The sequence below is a fragment of the Duffyella gerundensis genome (assembly GCF_001517405.1).
In the GTDB taxonomy this organism is placed as follows: domain Bacteria; phylum Pseudomonadota; class Gammaproteobacteria; order Enterobacterales; family Enterobacteriaceae; genus Duffyella; species Duffyella gerundensis.
The window spans coordinates 226,173-245,807 of record NZ_LN907828.1; the positions used below are offsets into that span (position 1 = coordinate 226,173).

The 19,635-nt window shown below is 55.2% G+C and carries 10 protein-coding genes; 3 read left to right on the top strand and 7 right to left on the bottom strand.

Translation table 11 applies throughout. The features are described 5' to 3' along the window. Positions 1–341 precede the first annotated feature (341 nt). From EM595_RS18265 to EM595_RS18275, 3 genes are read right to left on the bottom strand one after another with little or no spacing between them, the layout of a single operon-like run. On the bottom strand, positions 342–656 hold the full coding sequence (locus EM595_RS18265; RefSeq protein ID WP_067436159.1) for a hypothetical protein: 315 nt from the start codon (positions 654–656) through the stop codon (positions 342–344). After that, the gene (locus EM595_RS21195; RefSeq protein WP_067436161.1) at positions 653–10,969 is read right to left on the bottom strand and encodes a hemagglutinin repeat-containing protein; all 10,317 of its coding nucleotides are present in this window, start codon (positions 10,967–10,969) and stop codon (positions 653–655) included. Before EM595_RS21195 ends, EM595_RS18265 begins: the two co-directional genes overlap by 4 nt. A gap of 40 nt (positions 10,970–11,009) precedes the next feature. After that, positions 11,010–12,674 (bottom strand): ShlB/FhaC/HecB family hemolysin secretion/activation protein, encoded by a 1,665-nt coding sequence (locus EM595_RS18275; RefSeq protein WP_231938755.1) that lies wholly within the window; start codon positions 12,672–12,674, stop codon positions 11,010–11,012. 679 nt (positions 12,675–13,353) lie between these two features. Between EM595_RS18275 and EM595_RS18285 the strand changes: the two genes are divergently transcribed. Continuing rightward, a complete protein-coding gene (locus EM595_RS18285; protein WP_067436167.1) occupies positions 13,354–13,836 on the top strand; it encodes a glutathione peroxidase in 483 nt (160 codons plus the stop codon). A 396-nt stretch (positions 13,837–14,232) separates the two neighbouring features. Here EM595_RS18285 and EM595_RS18290 read toward each other — a convergent pair whose 3' ends face one another. The 4 genes from EM595_RS18290 to EM595_RS18305 all read right to left on the bottom strand — a co-directional run bounded on the left by EM595_RS18290 (position 14,233) and on the right by EM595_RS18305 (position 17,814). Next, positions 14,233–14,790, bottom strand: a complete 558-nt coding sequence (locus EM595_RS18290; protein ID WP_067436169.1) for a GIY-YIG nuclease family protein — start codon at positions 14,788–14,790, stop codon at positions 14,233–14,235. 66 nt (positions 14,791–14,856) lie between these two features. Then, positions 14,857–15,141 carry a YkgJ family cysteine cluster protein gene (locus EM595_RS18295; RefSeq protein ID WP_067436172.1) on the bottom strand — a complete coding sequence of 95 codons (285 nt, stop codon included), beginning with the start codon at positions 15,139–15,141 and terminating at the stop codon, positions 14,857–14,859. Beyond that, complete coding sequence (locus EM595_RS18300; RefSeq protein ID WP_067436174.1) at positions 15,138–16,715, bottom strand: cobalamin adenosyltransferase; 1,578 nt, start codon at positions 16,713–16,715, stop codon at positions 15,138–15,140. Before EM595_RS18300 ends, EM595_RS18295 begins: the two co-directional genes overlap by 4 nt. A 13-nt stretch (positions 16,716–16,728) precedes the next feature. Next, entirely contained in the window at positions 16,729–17,814 is a 1,086-nt protein-coding gene (locus EM595_RS18305; protein WP_067436177.1) for a chemotaxis protein, read from the bottom strand. Between the two features lie 669 nt (positions 17,815–18,483). Here EM595_RS18305 and vapB point away from each other — a divergent pair. Both vapB and EM595_RS18320 read left to right on the top strand, forming a co-directional pair. Next, positions 18,484–18,714, top strand: coding sequence for a type II toxin-antitoxin system VapB family antitoxin (gene vapB, locus EM595_RS18315; protein ID WP_067436183.1), 231 nt, complete (start codon positions 18,484–18,486; stop codon positions 18,712–18,714). Beyond that, positions 18,711–19,127 (top strand): type II toxin-antitoxin system VapC family toxin, encoded by a 417-nt coding sequence (locus EM595_RS18320; protein WP_067436186.1) that lies wholly within the window; start codon positions 18,711–18,713, stop codon positions 19,125–19,127. The genes vapB and EM595_RS18320 overlap by 4 nt, the downstream gene beginning before the upstream one ends. Positions 19,128–19,635: the final 508 nt, after the last annotated feature.

Below are 19,635 nucleotides of genomic sequence, written 5' to 3' on the forward strand. Positions count from 1 at the left end.
AATATTATTATTTTCCAGCGCATTTTCCCTGCCCGGACCTTGTCTGTCTGGCTGATGGTCGCCAGCTCATTCGTTTCGTCCGGCGTTATGATTCCGGCTTTGTCCTTACATTCCAGTACCGCTTTTCTTTCCGCTTCCTGAACGCTCAGCCAGTTATTCTCAACAAAAAAGCTAATGCACTGATTTTAAATACCAATCAGCAAAAAGTTCGTTTTGCGTGGGGTGTGGGGATTTTGAGGTGAGAAACAGGCTATCGTTAAATAGCCTGCTGGGATGGATTCAGATATTGCCGAATAGTATTGCGGAGCAAAAAAAACCGCCTGTTGAGGGCAGAGGCAAGATCAATAAAAATCTGATTCGACTAACCCTTCCGACTTTATGATATGAAGGAAGCGGTTATAGGCAACATCATCCCGCTCTAATATATCATCCAGTAATTTTTCTTTCATCAAAGCCCAGTGCTGGATGCTCTTCGCATTATTTTCAAAATATATTGCACTGAAGCTTATTTCTGGATCAACTATAGATACCTGGCTTGCTCTATATGCAAGCAAACCACCATAGTTTTTGGGAAGCCCATAAAAATAGGTCTCATCACCAAACCAATAAATAGCAAAAACATTTATGATAGTCCCATCTGATTCTTTTATTTTCATTTAACCTGCCCTTTAATATTCTCGATCACATCTGCCGGGTTAGAGCTAACCCTTTGGGGAGTATCAATTTTCATATCATAGGCTTTGCCAGTAGTAAAGTTATACTGATAATGAACGGTGATTGATTCTCCCTTAGCATTTTTCTGGACTACCTGCATTTTTTGAAATCCTGCACTTGCAGGAAAACGAGGGTCATTATTCATACCAATCAGCTTTTCACCTGCTGCCGGATTTTCCTGCACCTGCTTCAAAACTATTTGTTCATTCAAATCCCTTGGTACTGCTGATTGTTTACCCGGCTTGGCCGTCGATATTTTCTCTGCCGCACTAATCAGAATTTTGTTATCAATAACCTTCGCAGCTTTTCCGACAAGTGAAAGCGCTTTTTCTGCCGGAATAGAAGTCAGCAACGCAAGCGCATAATCCTTCGCTTCTTTCGCTGTCAGTACCGCCATTACCGTATCTGAACCGGGGTTATTTTCCAGGATCGCTTTAATAATGTTGGCACTTTCCGGCAGATCGCCTTTCACCATCCGCGCCAGATCGGCCTGTACCTGTTCTGGCGGCAGGTTTTTATCCTGTGCATATTGCGCGTAAGACTGCACCGACTGGCCATAGTCTATTGCGCCTGATGGCAGTATATTGTTCCACCCATCGCCCAGCGCATTATTCTCAACCGCATTTTTCCCTGCCTGCGCGCCCGCCACCGCGCTGCCCGCGCTGTCTCCGGCCACGCCGCCCGCAAGGCCCGCTGCCAGCGTGCCCAGTGCGCTGATGGTCTGCCGCTGCTCTTCGCTCAGGTCTTCGCGCTTAACTCCCGGATACATCTGCTGCGCAATGAACTCGCCCATCGCCGCGCCGGATGCACCGGCCAGCGCGGGGTTGCCCGCCGCGTATGACGTCACCGCGCCCACCACCGCGTGCGCGATCAGGTTAGCCTCAACGTTGACCACCTCTTTGCCGTCCGGGCCGTAGGTTATGGTCTGCTGATGGATGATTTCTGCCAGGTACGGTGCCGCCGCGCCGGTCAGCGCCTGGGCCATGTTGCCCCCCGCCAGCCCCTGCACCGCCGCCGTCGCCGCCTGAATGCCCTGCTGAACCGGGCCGCCGGTGCCCATTTTGCTGTCCAGCATCGCCCGATTGTACAGCGTCTGATAAACCTGACCGGTGATGTCGGCCTGCGTTGGCTCCCTGCCCGGATTCGCCTTGCGCCACTCGGCCTCTGCGACCTGCTTCTGCTTCGGCGAGATCTCCTTCATCTTACCCGTGGCGGCTTTCGTCGCCGCAATCTCCCCCTGCGTCCGGGCAATATCCGCCACCTGCGAGCCGATTTCCGCCAGCTGCTGCACCGTTTCCATTCGCCGCTGCTCTTTCTCCCTGTCGAAGATTTTATCCAGCCCCGGATTCGCACCTGCCGCGTCGCGGCTCAGGTCCGCCACGTTTTGCGTCTGGTTCGCCCCGTCGCGGATAACAAGGGTACCTTCACTGACCGCCGCCTTCGTGGTGGACGATGCGCTGCCGCTGCTGTTCATCCCCGCCAGCAGCCCGTTGGCCATGTTGCCGGCGAACTGGCTGCCGATGCTACCGCCGGTGCTCATGCCCACGCTCTGGTGTTCTGCCTTGTAATCCGCGTGGTTCTCAATGTTGCTGAAGCCCAGCGTGCCGGTCTCAAGTCGGTTTTTATCCGCCGCGCCCGTGGAGCCGATCACTGCGCCGTTGAGCTGCGTGTGTTCGCCCACAGTGACGTCAAACCCGCCCCTGCCCGCGAAGATGCCGGTCTGTTCATTCACGCTCTGCCAGTTGCTGTGGATCTTGTCGCGGCTCAGGTTGACGCTTGCTGAACCGGTCATGGAGCCGAAGGTAAAGCTGCCGCCGGCGCTGGCGCTCTGCTGTTTGCTGTCGTAGCGGTCGCTGTCCTGCTCGGAGGTCAGGGTCAGGTTGCGGCCGGTATCGACCGTTACGCTCTCGCCCCGGACCTGCGCGCCCTGCAGCGTGGTGTCGCGTCCGGCGCTCAGGCTCAGCCCATGCCCCGCCTCAAGGGTGGTTTCAGTATGGGTCAGGCCGTTGCCGTTTTCGCTGCCTTTGGCGGCGTTGACGCTGGCCGACACGCTGATGCCGGTGCCGCCCGAGCCAGCCGTCAGGCCGACGCCGACGCTGCCGCCTTTGCTGCTGTTTTTGCTGTCGGTGCGCTCGCTATTCTGTGCGGACAGCAGGCTGATATCATTTTTTGCCGCCAGTGCCATGTCACCGCCTGCCTGCAGCTGGCTGCCCTGCACGCGGATGTCGCCGCGGCTGCCCGGCTGCGCACCGGTGGCGGTGATGCTCAGATCACCGCCCGCGCTCAACGTGTTGCCCTGCGCCTGGCGGCTTTCGCTGCGCGTCTCGCTTTTGGAGGACTGACTGCCGTAAGAAAGGCTGACGCCGATGGAGCCGGTTGAGCCTTTCTCATAGCCGTCGTCACCCGGCTTCAGTCCGGCCGCGGCGTTCCTGGCGTTGGCTGCGTCGGTCTGTACGCCGTCCATCTCCGCGGCCTGAGCGGCCTGGGACGCACTCAGCGCCGCTTTGGTGCCCTGCAGCGCTTTCATGCGGCTGTCGCCGGACGCATCTGCCGTCTTCGCGGTCTGAACCGCCGTGTTAATGGCTGCGCCCACGGTGCCGGAGAGCGCCAGCGTAAAGCCGCTCTGCTTCTGCTCGGTTTTGGTGAGTGCGGTATGGCTGTTCTCTGCCGCGCTGAGGGTCACGTCGCTGCCGCTCAGCGTCAGGTCTTTCCGGGCAATCAGATCGCTGCCGTGGACGTTCAGCTGGTCGCCCGCGCTAAGGATAACGTTGCCGTCGCTGCTGCCGACGGTGCTGCCCTTGCTGCTCGCCCCGCTGGCATCGGTGCTGCTTTTTTGCATCGCCTGGCCAACGGTAAAGCCAATGTCGCCGGTGCCCATCAGGCCCGACTTTTTCTCTTCACGCTGATGGCTTTCCTGCTCGCTTTCCTCCGCGGTGGTGATGGCAAGGTTACGGCCGGCGGTCAGCGCAACATCCTGCGTGCCCGCAACGTTGCTGCCGGTCACCGCGATATCACGGCCCGCCTGCATCTGGACGCTGTCACCGCTCAGAGTGGTGCTGATTGCCTGCCGTTGATGCAGCTCATCGTGCGTTTCGAGGCTGCTGGCCGACATCATTCCTTTGCTGCTCTGCTTGCTGTGTTCAACCAGATCGCTGCTGCTGTTGCCCGCGTTCAGGCTGATATCCCGTCCGGCACGAGCGGTCAGTGCACCACCCGCCGTGACGTCGGCCGCATGGGCAATGATGTCCTGCCCGGCGCTGAGCTGCAGCGCACCGCCGGTCGTGATGCGCGAGCCGACATCGGTCTGCTGTGACAGCTGGCGATAGTTGTCGCTTCCCCAGCTCTCATTTTCGCTGTGCCGGGTGATAACCGTGCCAAGTGTCAGATCCCTGCCCGCTTCAATGCGGGTGGTGCTGTTCTCTCCGGCGTTGCTGAGATCGCTGGCGGCTAAGGTGATGTTGTTAAGCGCGCTGAGCGTCAGCACACCGTCTGGTGTCTGCACGTAAATACCTGCAGGGCGATCGACCCAGCGGTCGGTGCCGTCGCCGCGCAGCGTGGACTGGCTGGTAATGTCGCGTCCGGCGAGCAGAGAGACCTGGCGATCGCCGCTGATCGTGCCGCCGAGGTTGGTAATATCCTGGCGGGCAGTCAGGCTGACCGCATTGCCACTGATGTAGCCGCTGTTGGTCAGCGACTGCGCCGTCAGTTGCGTGACGTCACGTCCACGAATCGTGCCGCTGTTGGTGATATCTCTTTGCGCATTGAGCGCCACGCTACCGCCACCGAGCAACGCGCCGTCGCCGGTTAAATCACCTTCCTTTAATTTTGCATAAACCTGAGGCACCAGTACCGTCTGCTGCGTGCCGTCTGGCAGCGTAATCGTTTGATTCACTAACCAGACAATGTCGCTAGTCAGCAGCGCCATCTGCGCGGGCGTCAGGGCCACCCCCAACTCAAGCTGATACGCTTTGCCAAAGGCTACCCCATTATTCATCAGCCCGCGATACTGATCCTCGTCGCTGCTATAGCCGCTGAGATAACGACCGCCGGTCAGCTGGATCAGCTGATCGCGCACCAAGCGCTGCTCATAAAAACCATCGCCCAGACGCTTCAGGGTGTGGCTGTCATTCGAGGTCAGCGCATTCTGCATATAGTCGCTGCCAAGCCACTGCTTCTGGTTCACAAAGCGCGGATCGGTTTCTATCAGATAGCGGCTGTCACTGGCCGGTTGCAGCTGAAACAGGCTGTTGTCCGGCAGGCGGATATCCGGCGACACGGCGCGGATCACCGGCGTAATGGTCTGCCCGGCAACCACCGTGGCAGGTAACGTCAGCGCGAACTGTTGTCCGGCTGGCAACAGTAGCGGACGGTCTTTTATGCTACCTAACTTATCGAGCGTTAACGCGCTGTCGAAGCGCTGACCCGCGGGCAACAGCGGCGTGCCGTCGACCGCGTTCAGTACCACGGCAGTAGCGGCGGCCTGTCCCGCCACCGCGTTGGCCCGATCTGCCTGCGCGGTCACACCCTGCTGCTGCCGGTTGCCGGGCTGATAGCCGTTCCCCTGCGGCGCGGCGTTAGCCTGCCAGCTCAGGGCTTGCAGGTCGATGGTTTCCGTGACGGCAGCCGGACGATAGTTGCTGCTGCTCTTGCCCTGCGACGTTTTGGTGCCACCGAGTTTCTTTTTCTTCTTCTTCGAGTACCAGCGCACTGATTTGCCGTTATCGGTGGTAACGCGGGTGCCTTTGGTCGCCTCGTTATTCAGCTCGCCTATCTGGCCTCGCAACACCGCACCGGCGACAATCTGGCTGTCCCGGTTGTTGAGGCGATCGGCGTTGAATGTCATATTGCCGCCCGACAGAATCTTGCCCGGATCGGTGGATTTGATTTGCGTCTCTTTCACAACGCGCTGATAGGTATATTCGTAAAACTCGCTGCCGCTGGTGCCGTCCGGCATTTTGGCGCTGTGTACGCCATATTTGTTTTTATGGCTGGTATCGACCTCTTTCCAGTCGAAGCGGTCGGTATGCCCTTTCAGCAGCGCTTCATGATGCTGTGCGTTTTCCGTGGTGACTGTTGCGGTTGTGAGATGGCGGTTGGTGTTGTTCACTTCTGAAAAAGCGATGACGGCATCGCGATCCGCCTCAATGGTTGCGCCATCGTTATTCAACTGGCGTCCCTGACCGGTCGCCTGATAGCGGGCATCCAGCTGGCGGCCAAACTGTAAATCCCCCGCGCTGTAGATCAGCGCGTGATCGCGGTTATTGATCGTATCGGCCGCCACGTCCAGCCGTTCGCGGGCGGCAATCACCGCCGCTTTGCCATTTTCAGTGAGGTTATTCAGCACCGTGGCGGCAATAGCGATGTGATCGCCGAAAATGCGCCCGGTACCGACATTGTCCAGCACGCCCGCCACCAGATGCGTCAGCCCGCCATCAATCAGCCCGCGATTATTCAGGGTGTCAGCTACGCTGACATGGGTTTCTCCGGCGCTGATTTCGCCACCAGCCTGATTATTGACGTTGTGAGCAGTGAGGAAGAGCGCCTGCTGAGCGGCGATCTGGCCGTCATTGGTTACATCGCCGCCCGCCGTCAGCCGCAGATTGCCGTTGGCTTTGACCTCGGCCTGATTATAGAACCCGCCCGCCAGTGTGATGCCCAGGTTGCCCTGTGACAGTATCTGACCGTCGCCGCTCAACGTGGCGGCAGCGATCTCAGCGTCCTTATCCGCGATCAGCGTGCCCTGCTGGTTATTGATCGCCAGCGACCGGCCCTGCGCGCCATCATTAATCGTCAGGGTATCGGCCGAGGAGATCAGCCCGTTGACGTTGTCCAGCGCCTGTCGAACGGTCAGCGCCAGCCTGGCGTTAGCCCGCAGCGCGCCCTGAGCGTTATCCAGCGAGTCGGTTTCCACGGTCAATGCGCCCGCTTCAATGCCTGTACCGTTCTGTCGCGTATCGTGGTTGATTAACCGCGGCGTGGTGATCGTCAGCCCCTGACCGCCCTGAATCAGGCCGCCGCTGTTATCGAGTTGCTGGGTCAACAGCAACGTGCCTGTGCCAACGCTTTGCACCTGCCCGCCGCTATTTATCAGCTGGCCCGCTGTCAGCGTCATTGTGTTTGCGGCGAAGAGCTTGCCATGCTGATTCTGCAGCGCATTTTGCCCGAGGTGTAGCGTCAGATCATTGCCGCCCTGAATCTGCCCCAGCTGGTTATCCAGCGCGCCGCTGTCGATGCGAGTCGTGCCGGAGCCGGCAATCAGGCCACGCTGGTTACTCAGCGTCTGACCGGCGGTATCAATCGTCACATCACCCGCTGACTGGAGTTTACCGTCGTTGTTATTCACCGCCTGACCGTTGAAGGTCAACCCACCGTTGCCGGCCACCTGCCCCTGAATATTATTGAGTTCTCCGCCGGTCAGCGTTACCTGATTGCCTGCGGCGATTACCCCCGCCTGATTATTGATGTCTGCGCCGTGCACATCAGGCTGTTGCAGGGCAATCCGGCTGCGGAACAGCGAGCTGTTCGGCCTGCGTCCGCGGGTGTCCAGCGTGAGATCGCTGCCTGCCTGCAGCAGGCCGCCCTGATTTTGCAGTTCGCCGCTCGTCAGGTTCAGCGCACCGGTGCCGCCGGTGAGCGTGCCTGCACGGTTGTCGAGGCCCCCGGCGGTGACCTGTGCGCCACGATGGCCGGTCATAAAACCGTATTGATTATCGACGGCACCGCTGTCCAGCGTTAGCGTGCCCGCGCTGAACAGCCCACCGCGGGTGCCACTTTCGCGGTTGATCAGCTGATTGCCATGCGTATTCAGCAACAGATCGCCACCCGATTCAATTCTGCCGGCGCGGTTGTTCAATGCGCCGCTATCGAGTTGTAAATCTCCCCGCGCCCCCAGTTGCCCCTGCTGATGATCAAATGCCTGCTGGTGGGTATCGAGGGTAACGTTCTGCCCGAGGATAACACCGTTGCTGCCGCTGATTTGGCCGGTTGAGAGCAGCAGATCGCCGCCCGCGATGATGCCGCCAGTTTTGCCGCTGTCGCTGTTGTTCAGGCTGGCGCCCTGGGTATCAAGCGACAACGCCTCGCCCGCCTGCAGCAGGCCGCGTTGGTTGTTGGCGTCGCCGGTAACCAGCGTCAGCACCTTGTCCGCCGCGACAATGCCATCAATGTTGGTCAGCGCGCCGCTGGTTAGCTGGCTATCGCCCGCTGAAACCAGTGCGCCGCTACTGTTATCGATATCGCCGCTGTGCAGAACCAGGTTGCCGCCTGCTATCACGCCACCAGACTGACGGCTCTGCTGATTAAGCAGCGTGCCGCCGTGGGTATTGAGTTGTGCATCTCCGCCCGACTGGATTAAACCGGCCCGGTTATTCAGCGTACCGCTATCGAGCTGGACGCGCCCCTGCGCGCTTAACTGACCACCCTGTTGATCAAATGTCTGCCGGTGAGTATCAATATCAACGTTTTTCCCCTGGATGACTCCGTTAGCGCCCTCGACCTGTCCGGTCGCCAGTTGCAGATCGCCGCGCGCGACAATGCCACCATGCGCGCCGCTGTCACGGTTGTTCAAGCCTGCGCCGTGCGTATCCAGCGACAGTGACTCGCCCGATTGCAGCAGCCCGCGCTGGTTATCCAGTGCGCCGGTGTTCAGCGACAGCATCCGATCCGATAAAATTTTGCCATCGGTATTCACCAGCGCACCGCTGGTGACAGCCGCTGCCGCTGCGGCGATGACGCCATTCTGGTTAGCTATATCGCCGCTGTTGATGGTGAGCGAACCGCCACTGAGGATGCCCGCTTTACCGCTGTCGCGGTTGATCAATGCCTGCCCGTGAGTATCAATGGTCACATCGACGCCCGACTGCATCAGACCGGCGGTGTTGTCCGCCCTGCCAGCAGAAAGCATCAGAGTAGTCTGTGCCGCCAGGTTGCCGCTGGCGTTATTCAGCCCGCCTTGCTGCGTATCAACGGCGATCGCGCGTCCCAGCACGATGCCGTTGTGATTATCCAGTCCGTGGCTATGTGTGGTCAGTTGCTGCGCCGCTTCGATATGACCCTGGGTATTATCAATATCCTGCACCGTCGCCAGTGACGCCTCGCCGCCAATGGCGGCAATCCGCCCCTGTTGGTTATCAAGGCGTGCGCCGCTGAGCTGCAGATTCTGGCCCGCCAACAGCGCGCCCTGCGTATTGTTCAGCGCGCCCTCTACCTGAAGTTGCAGATCGCCTGTATTGGCGGCCAGCAGCGTGCCGCCGCTGTTATCCAGGCTACCCGCGGTGAGATGAGCATCACCACCGCTTTCTATCTGCCCACCCCGGTTGTCCGCCGCGCCAGAGACCGAAAGCGCCATCTCACCCGCGCCGCGCTGGGAGAGCAGGCCCTGTTGGTGATTCAGCGCTCCTGCCTTGAGGGTCAGCGCCTGGGCCTGAGTGTGACCCTGAGAGAGATCGAGCCGATCGCCTTGCAGATCCAGTGCGCCCGTCGATAACACATTGCCCTGATTGCCATTGAGCTGCGAAGCGTTCAGGGTTAATGCGCCATCGCCCGCCAGCTGAACGGTGCCTGACTGGTTATCCAGCTGCCCTGTCTCCAGCGTCAGGTCATGACCGTTCCCAGCGATCAGCCCGCTGCGGTTGTCGATGTACTGCGCCTGCAGTCGGGTATCGCCCTCATTGACGATAGTGCCCTGACTGTTGCGCAATGAGCCGGTGTTCAACGTCAGCGTTTCACGGTTCTGCTGGCGCAACAGGCCACGATGATTACTGACGTCCTGTGCTGTAACGTTCAGGTTGCCCGCCGACAGTTTGCCATCATCATTATTCAGCTGCGTGGCGGCCTGCAGGCGAACAGTGGTGCCTGCAACCGTTGCACCCGCGGTGCTGATATCGCCCTGAGTAGAGGTCAGCGCGATGGTCTCCGCGGCCGTCTGACTGCCGGCCATGTCCACCCGACTTCCTCGAGCCAGCAGCTGATTGCGCGCCAGGTTTTTGCCCTGTGCTTTCAGTTCGCCCCGGCTGGTCAGCTGCAAATTACCTGGCTGGCTCAGCGTGCCGTTTTGATCCACGCCCGCCGCAAGCGTGCTTTCACTGTTGCTCTGAATGTCCTGCGCGGTGAGCGTGGCATCGCTGCCAGCACCGATCAGCCCGCTATTGCGCAGCGTGCCGTCTGAAGAGAGTGTGATGCCCTGCTGTGAGAGAATTTTTCCGCTGTTGTTCTGATCGCCGCTGCTGGCAACCTGTAGCCCCGCCTGGCTTTGCAGCGTGCCGCTGTTTTCCAGCCGGCCATCCACGCTCAGGTGCAGCTCACCGGCGCTGGCGCCCAGCTCTCCGGCATTGCGAACGCCTACGCCCTTTTCCGTGCCGGTCAGGGTGATTTTATGGGCATACATGCCGCCAATCGCCGCCACGTCGAGGGCAAACGCGGGACGCCCTGCGTCATCTCCGGCCTTGACCGTGGAAACGGCACCTTCTGCCGACACCTGATTTTTTCCGGTCACCACATTCAGTTCGCGGGCATGGACTTTCGCGTTGACGGCTACTGACTGAGCTATGATTTGGGTGTAATCGGCGTCACTGTCCTTCAGGCCTTTTCCTTCGATATTGATCCGGCCGCCGTTAACGTCAAAGCCTTTTAGCTGGCCATTCTCAATCATCGCCTGACCGGTAGTCAGCGTGTTGCGGCTGGCATTAATAAAGCCGCAGCCGTTACAGGTAATGCCCGATGGGTTAGCGATCACCACCGCCGCGCGCTTGCCCGCTACCTCAATAAACCCATTCAGCTGGCTGGGGTTACGGCTGTTGACCTCGTTGAGAATGACGCTGGCTTCCCTTTTTGACAGCCAGGGATTAGCCGCCACCATGCCGCCCAGCTGAGTGCTGCTATTCTGATGGCTGTTATTCAGGATAGCTCCGCGGCCATCCACGTCGAGTTGGCTATATTGATTGCGTGAAACGCCCTGATCGTTTGGGGCCTGAATATTGATCTGCGGCAGGCCGTTGGCGGTCGCCATGACGGTGGGTTGTTGATTACCAGGCGCATTATTGTCTGCAACTATGTTTGCCTGCGCCGGCAGGCTGACTACACCGGTGGCCAGCCACAGCGAGAAGCTGAGAGGTGAAAGGCGCAGCTGCATTTCTGAACGCGGGGCGCGCTGGCGTCGACGGGCAACACGGGAGTACCCGCTGCGGGCAATATCCGGCACCACCATCAGCATGCCGCGCACGCGGCTAAAGATAATGCGATAACAAAGCTTATTCATAATGCGTACAGTCCATTGTCAGGCAATACAGAGGGAGCGGTCAGTAATTCCAGTTAACGCTGAAGCCGAAAGTGGCCGGATCGGTTTTAAAGCCATCGGGTTTTGACAATGGCTCTCCTGCGAAAAGGTCATAGCTGAGGTTGGCTGCTAAAATCGCGCCGCGCAGGCCGACCACGCCACCGGCAAGATGGCGCCCTAATGGACCGCCTTGGGTGGCGCTGTTACCGCCAACCTCGCCATAGTCCACCCCTAGGTAAAGTTCCTGGTTAGGCAGCGGCGTCTGCCAGGCAAAGGTGTTCTGTAGCGTCCAGCCGCGGCTGGCGCTCAGGGTGCGTTCGCCATCGAAACCGCGCACTGTCCAGCGATTGCCAATGGCAAATTCATCCTGCGGCGTCAGCGGCGTGTTACTCATCTGACGACGATATTGCACGCTGTGCGTAAACCGCTGCTTAGCCAGCGTGAACGGCGTGGTTAACCCTGCTTGCCAGGTGAGGATTTTTGAAAGTGCAGTGGCGTAAGTCGCATCCTGATAAGACTCTTCCCAGGCGGGTAAAGCACCGAACCAGCGCGTGCCACGCTGATAGCTGACGCCGGCATCCAGCGTCGCCGGACCAATATAGTGCCGATGTGTCAGGCCGAGCCGCCATGCGCTGGTGCGCCGCTGCTGGCTTTCAATCTCTGTTTCATTGATAAAATTGCGCGACGTCTTGACCAGCACATCCGCGCTGGCCGTGGTTTTGGAAGTGGCATTGCGATGCAGTACCCGGCTCACTTCTACATCCAGCGAGCGGCTTTTACCGGCGTAGAGAAAATCCCGGCTGTAACCGGCTACCGTCTGATGGTAATCGTAATCGCTGGCGGTAATACCTAACTGCCAGTAGCCGAATGGCACGGAATAGTGGCCCGCCAGGCTCTTGCTGCTTTTTCTGCCAGCAAAGCCGAGATCGCGGCTGGCGGTGAGATAAAAGAGATCGCTAAGAGAGGTTGGATTATCCAGCGCCAGCATAATGCCGCTCTGATAACGTCCGGTGCTTTCGGTGCCTGAATCATCAAGCCAGGCACCCAACCGCCAGAAACGGCGCTGCGTTCTTTCAATCACGATGTCGCTTTCACCAGGATTTTCACCCGGGCGCAATGCCATGTGCGCTTCCACCGTGGGTAAACGCTGTAGGTTTTCCAGCCCTTGTTCGATATCCCGTAAATCCAGCAGATCGCCAGCATGTGCTGGCAGCGTTGGCCACAGGCTGACGTATCCAGAAGAGGCGGGCGACAGCACCACCTTTCGCACCCTGCCCGGCACGATCAACAGCTGCAGTTCGCCCTGGCGCAAATCCTGTTGTGGCGCCAGCACCCGCGTGGTCACCCAGCCGTGGTTGATCAGCCGGTTTTGCATCGTACTCATTAACTGGCTGATGCCCTTCACCCCCAGACATTGTCCGTTAGCCTGGCTGGCGAGGCGCTGTAATGGCACCCAGTGCGGCAGCGCTTCTTTACCGGATAGCGTGACGCGCTGAATAACGAAACAGGGTTTTTCTTGCGGAAAAATGAGATGCGAGGGTGCCGGAACGGCCTCAGACAGGCGAACATCGGGCGCCTGCGGCATTAACTGCTCCTGACGCGCCTTTTGCTGATCCTGTTGATGCTGTAGCTGTGTGTCGCCCGGCGCAGCCTGCACTGCGCCGCACAGGATTGCGCTGAGCAGCATTCCTGCCGCTGAAAATCGTCCTTTACTTTCTAACTGCATATCCTGCCCACGCATTTAATTGTAACAAAATATTACCACCATCCTTTTGTGCGCATATTATGCGCCTGAGACAAAAAACCTCAAGCGAAAACTTACATAAAACTTACACTTCTTGAAATTTTAGAAGGTTTTTTTAGCACCAAAATTAATCATTCAAATCAGCAAGGGAGGATGATGGTGTGATCGTGATCATCAGAACTGATGTAGTTGGTAAGGAGGATGACTTCGAAAAATATTCTTATAAATATTTAATAATCATACGATTAAAAAATATTTTACTGTTTAATACCGGTTTTATTTCCTACGTTTATGTCGACAAAATGTCCTGCAATGTAATCAAAACGGTTCAGCGCGTTCTGATCGACCCGTTTATACTTCAGATAACCTGGATCTAAAATATTTCTCTCCCTAAGCCAACTTAACTCAAATCATTAAATTACAAAGTCAACAAAATTTTATTGACATCGACTTAGAACCGCGATTGCAGAGCGATGACGTAGCAATATCGTTGAGATAGAGCGGGCCTTTAAACTTCATTGGATGTAATAAGAAAAAACCTGCTTATCACGCCATGTTCACCGCAGTAACGTGAGGCATGGTAATGTCGACGTCGATATAGCTCTGTCCTGAGGATTCACAGATGGCCCCTTTTCATCAACTCACTGCCACCAGCCTGCTTGGCCAACCGCTCTCTATGGCCGATTACGCTGGCAAACTGGTGCTGGTGGTTAATACCGCCAGCCATTGTGGATTCACACCACAATACGCAGGCCTTGAAGCGCTCTACAAAAAGTATGCCGATCGCGGTTTAGTGGTGCTTGGGTTTCCCTGCAACCAGTTCGGTAAGCAGGAACCCGGCGATGCCGATGCCATTGAGCAAACCTGTCACATCAACTACGGCGTGAGCTTCCCGATGTTCGCGAAGGTTGAGGTCAACGGTGCCGGAACGCATCCGGTATTTGGTTACCTGAAGAATGCACTGCCCGGCGTGCTGGGTGGGCGGGTAAAGTGGAACTTCACTAAGTTCCTGATCGGACGCGACGGCAAGCCGCTCAAGCGTTTTGCCCCAATCTCCACGCCGGAGAAAATGGAAACGGCCATCCAGGCTGCGCTTGAAATCTAATGTTTTGCGTCATTCACGCCTTTTAGTTTTAGCGTGCGTGTGCAAACAGATGACTGGTGTACGTGGATATCCGCTTTTGTGTGCAGCGGATGGGGGTCTCTGACGGTCTGATTTATGCTACGAGCGAGCATTGCTAACGTTGGAATACATTAATCTGCAGGCGCAGATCACAGATGGCCTGCACCCGTTTGTTAATACAGGTCAAGATTATCAATTCTACCTTCGCGGATTCGACAAACACAGAATTGTCTGGGTAGACGTAATGGAGTATACGTCTGTTGATCCAAAGCCAATGATTAAGCGACTCCTGGAGCTGGATTCTACAGATTCACAACCCCACACATTGGTTTGACATCGTGTCTGCTTTTTGCTCATAGCAGATTGCCTCTCATGTAGTTAAGAGGGGGTCAATTCCTTAGTTAGCTGGTAAACGTCATACATAGGCGAGCTTTTCATGGGCTGCACTGCCCAATGAAAACGTCCCCCCCGGCCAATCATGATCGCGCTACGAATTTCGTGGAGGGGCTCAAACACATGATTCGACCTTTGAAACTCCATTTGTTTATTTCGTAGTGGTGCTGCGCCGTAGATATCTCGGAACTCATGAATCAGCATCGCTTCGAAGTCAGAATAAACCTTTGAGGCGTTTCTCGCCCTGGGGAAGCAATAGCCGATGAGAAATTCATGCTCGCCTTGTAGATCCCCGAGATCCATTAACCAGTTCTTGTGCTGAGTAATGCGTTGTTCAAAATTTCCCTCGCCTATATAGACCGTGGGAGAAATACCGTGCGGGTACTGAATGGCGAACAGTCCATTAAGCCTGATGACATAAACACACCGTTTAAGGTCCTGAGGCTTAACGCCTCTGCGTTGCAATTCTGGTAAAACATCCGTTCTCCAGGTCTGACTGCAATTCCAATGCAGCCAATCCCACTTGATTTGTACAGTTGCCACTTCATAACTCCTTATCAATGTTGTTTGCTAGCGGTGCCGGGCGATCACAATGGATGTTGTAAAACCTTATTCGGCAGGCTGAGCAGCCATTTTTTCCAGTTCAAGACAGGCGATGCGATTTACATCGATAAATTCCCACCAGCTGTACTGCTGCTGATAATTGAGCAGATACTGCTTTTCGACCTGGCAAACGAGCGGGCGGGTGTCGTAGATGGTACAAAGCCGATTCTGGTCATCGTAGTGACGGCAAGCACCGTCACCCCGGTCGAGAAACTGCGTTTCCTGGGCGAGTGACACCAGGCGACAGCAGGCGCCGCACTGGTTGCAGGGAAACGCTGGCGAGAGCGTCATAAAGAATCCAGCCAACTTCTGACCGAATCCGTATCGCCCGCCTTAAAGGGCAGGCTGATATTGCGTCGTTCTACCTCATCACGCAGCAGTAGCCCGCGCTCTACTTCGCAGTTAAGTGCTCCAAGCTGCAGCGAGAACGATGCTAACTCGCTGGTGTTCATAGCAAACTCCAGCGAAGTCAACTCAAGGATAAAACGATCCAGCTCGGCGTTAACTTGGTGGAAGTAGTCGACGGCGTGCTGATACTTGTCTTTAAATTTATCCAGAAATGCCCAAAGTTTTTGCATTAGTGGGCTATATTCCAGGAAGTAATTCATTACCACCGCCAGAAGGCCGGTGGCCAGTGCTCCGCAAAATGCCGCCAGCTCCGGGCCAAATGGGAAGAGCATTATTTTTGCAAGCGATTCATTAATGACTACGCCTGCCGCCACCGCAACGCCTGCAGCAAGCAGTTTGCTCACCGCTTTTGCCAGATCACCCCGTGCAAGATTCTCTGGGTTAAAAAGCATGATTTTGAACGCTTGGGTGAGGTTGTTCCACATCTCACGGATCAGGCGTACCATCATTTTCTGGGTGGTGAAAATGATATTGAACAGCGTGGTAGTGACGCTGGAAAGAATCCCCCCCATTACCCCATCCTTGAAGGCCTCAAGAAAGATTCTGAACCTGGCCCGAATGCGTACCCATATAGCCTTTAGCGTTTCTCCCATGTCACTCAGCAAATCGCTGGCAACAAAATTATCCTTATGACGCGCCACCATCTCCGGCAGGCGATCCCGAAATTCAAACCACACTTCAGCCAGCACCAGTCCAAGCATCTGGCGGGTGCCCATGCTCAGACCATTGGAGGCAGAAGCCAACGCCACACTTTTGGCAAATTTGCTGCTGGTATAGTAAGCCTGATTCACGGTGTCTTCGTACTGCTTGCGCGCTTTCTTATCGGCTTCGCGCATACGGTCGTAATCGGCGCTGGCTTTATTCTCGAGCGAGGCGAGACGTTTTTGCTCTTGATCCGTTAGCGCTGGCTGGCTGCGTAGCGCCGCAATTTCTTGCTGAGTTGCCTGATAGTCGGCACTCAACTTTTTCACAAATGCGTCCATTGTTTTGGCGCCTTTGGCTTTGTTGAGCGTCTCATTGGTAAGGGTAAGATTACTGGGATCATTTGCCAGATCAGGTCCGTTCAAATCAGCCAACACGCGACCTGGATCGTCATGAACCTCTTTGGCAGATTTGATATGGTCTAGATTGGTCTTTTCGTTGTACGCAAAGGTCACGCCGGTGTAGGTATCCGTCAGGGCACCCGCTTCCCGCTTAGCTTTACCTTCGCGGTTAGTGGCGATGTAGTTCTCGTGATGGTGGTACGCCGTTGAGTTGTAATCGCCGCGTTTCGCATACTTCTTGGGTTCTTTGTCAGTAGCGTATACCTGATGACGGGCGTTATGAATCGTGTCGACATCCCCGCCGACCTTATCTTCAAAAAGCAGGAAATCGAGCCCAAATGATGTTACGAGGCTTTTCACCACCGTCTGGTGCAGCTCTTCACCCCAGTCGAACGTTTTATTTACGTTTGTCATTGGCGGCTCCGACTCAGGCAAATTTGCCGGAGAAGTCAGCGTCTGCATCACTTAGGGCTTTGTCTAGTGCTGCCGAGTTCAGCACGTTAATGCCGTTTTCATCGGTTTTAAGCTGTATCACACCTTCTTTGATGACCGCTTTGCTTTTGATATCGGTGACAGGCTCGAACAGCGGAGTGGTAACAATGCTGGTCATTATTGCGGCCAGGATGTAGCCATTCTGAATGAGAGCCACACAATCATCGGTCTCTTTCTCGGTAATTTGTCCAGCATGGCGTGCCATGATTCGGGTATGCATTGCTTTTAACGGAACGAGATAGCTCGTGGTGAAGGTACCATGCATCCGCTCAAGCGACTGATAGATGGAATCCACATATTTATTGACGCGATTAAGGTGTGCTTCTGCCTGATCCATTTTATCGATAGCATCGTTACTCTGGCGCGCTGCTTCTTTAGCATTTTCCAGTGCTTTAGTCGCATGAGAATCGTATGCCCAGCCTGCAATCAGAATCAGCGGCGCTACAACTGCACCTCCAAGAATCATCGCACCCCCCGCCATTCCCCAACCGCCCGCAGCCAGCGAACCGCCGCCAATGGCTGCCATGGTGGCGTTATACGCTGCCGCTCCAGATAGCGCTGCTATCGGTGTACCGGTTGAGGCTGCGGCAAAGGCCATCACACCGCTATAGACAGCAAATCCAGCCGCCGCCCCGGAAGCACCAGCACCTACTACGGTACTGAGATATTCGGTAGCAGAGATGGCCAGACGCTCAATGCTGTTGAGCTTGTGTACAGGGATCTTTAGCTCAATTTCTTGATGGTTAACGCTCGAAATGGCTTGCAATAGTTCTTTAGCAAGAGTGTGAAACTCTTTAAATTCACTACCAATTTGCAATTCTTTTTTACCAAGCTTATCCAGCTTGACGGAAGAGACTTCATTCGCTTTATCGAAGAGCGCCTTGCGCTCTTTGTAGCGAATTTCGGCACGATTATGGAGATCTTCCGCTTCCGATTTTTTCTGATACCCGTCGTAGGCTTTTTTACCGCCCAGTGCGGTGACTATCGCAGCGCCACCAAGAATGATTAACGGTATTGGCATATTACATCCTCCGATTTTGAAAAGTGAATTCCGCTTCCTGTGCACTATATGGGGCAAGCAATATGGTATGTGCCCTAATTTTTATGAAGGTGATGAGCAAAATTCGTTCATACGTCGAGTGTTGGTTTCGCGCATGAACTTTCAATGACGTATCTCCTTCCCCAGTTTCAATATCTGGTAATGTGCATATCGGCATGTTGAGAAAGATCATTAGTTAATAAAACTAAATCAAGATATGTATATCCTGGACTGTAATAAAACAGTATTGCTTGAACGTATGGAGGTTATGAGGTGATGAGCCGCACGCTGTTAATGACGTTATAAGGATGTAACCGATATCTAATGAGCGTTTATCATTCACACAAAACGAATCTTGCTTTGCAAGTATGCTGACTTTGCGCCAGAGAACGTAATTAGCTCCCTAAGCGCTGTTATTCTTTTAAAAATTGTATGCCTTTGCTCCGATTAGCTGGTTATAGCGCAACGCTGTCGCTTCAAGTCCATCCCTATCCTGTTCCTCATCAACAGTAAAAAGTAATGAAAAGAGAAAGAGTACAAATCTCTTTGATCGGCACCTGCAAGAATGTCATCGACCAGCAAGGCTATACATATGCCGAGCATCTGCACATACTTAGCATATGCCTCAAAACGTAAGTTCAGGAAGATATTATGAGAACCGTATCGATTTTTAAAAATGGTAATAACCGCGCCATACGTCTGCCCCGCGATCTGGACTTTGAAGGGGTTAGCGAGCTGGAGATTATCCGCGAAGGTGACCGTATCATCCTGCGTCCCGTCCGGCCAACCTGGGGCTCTTTTAAAGAGCTTGCAAAGGCCGACGCGGATTTTATGGCGGATCGCGAGGACGTTATCAGTGATGAAGGGCGATTTGACCTGTGAACAAAACCTTTATGCTGGACACCAACATCTGCTCGTTCATCATGCGCGAACAGCCGGAAGCCGTAATCAGAAGGCTAGTGCAGACGGTGTTGCATAACCACCGCATTGTTGTCTCGGCCATCACTTATGCAGAAATGCGCTTTGGGACGATTAACAAAAAAGCCTCGCCACGTCATGCGCAGATGGTTGACGCATTCTGTGCCCGACTCGATTCTATCCTACCCTGGGATCAGACAGCAGTAGACGCAACCATGGAAATAAAGGCTGCGTTAGCCACCCTCGGGACGCCAATCGGGCCTAATGACACCGCCATTGCAGGGCATGCCATCGCAGTTCAGGCTATTCTGGTGACTAATAATATCCGAGAATTTGAGGGGGTGTGCGGACTGATGCTGGAAGACTGGGTTAATTGACCGTAGACAGAGCGCCGAAACCTGGCAGTCTGCCGATAACGCCTGCAGAGATAAAAACATTATGCTTTGAACAGATTAGCTGGAGACAAAACTGCCTTGCATCCCAGGCAAAAGTTGAAGGATTCCACACGTTGGTAATAGGTCAGTTTTTTACCAGCGGAGTGGAGCATCCACAGATCTTCATACTCAACGACCATACTGATGAATGAACAACAGTGGACTGATAAGGTATCTATCTGATCATTTAGTCCCTTTTATCGCGTTGGTTGCCCCACGCTTGCAGGCGATAACGAAAATCCACCTGTAGGGGCGTATCCAGAACGGCCTGATTTAGTGAATAGATGTTCATTCATGGTCTCCATAATCACCTGAAAAAAACCGGCTTTGCGATACGTAAGGCATTTGCAAAAAGCCTGGTGTCGGAACCTACTGCCTGGTGTTGATCAGCAGATGAAGTGGTTCACTGATTTTTAACCTGTCTGACAACCAAGGGTTGTTAGCGCAACAT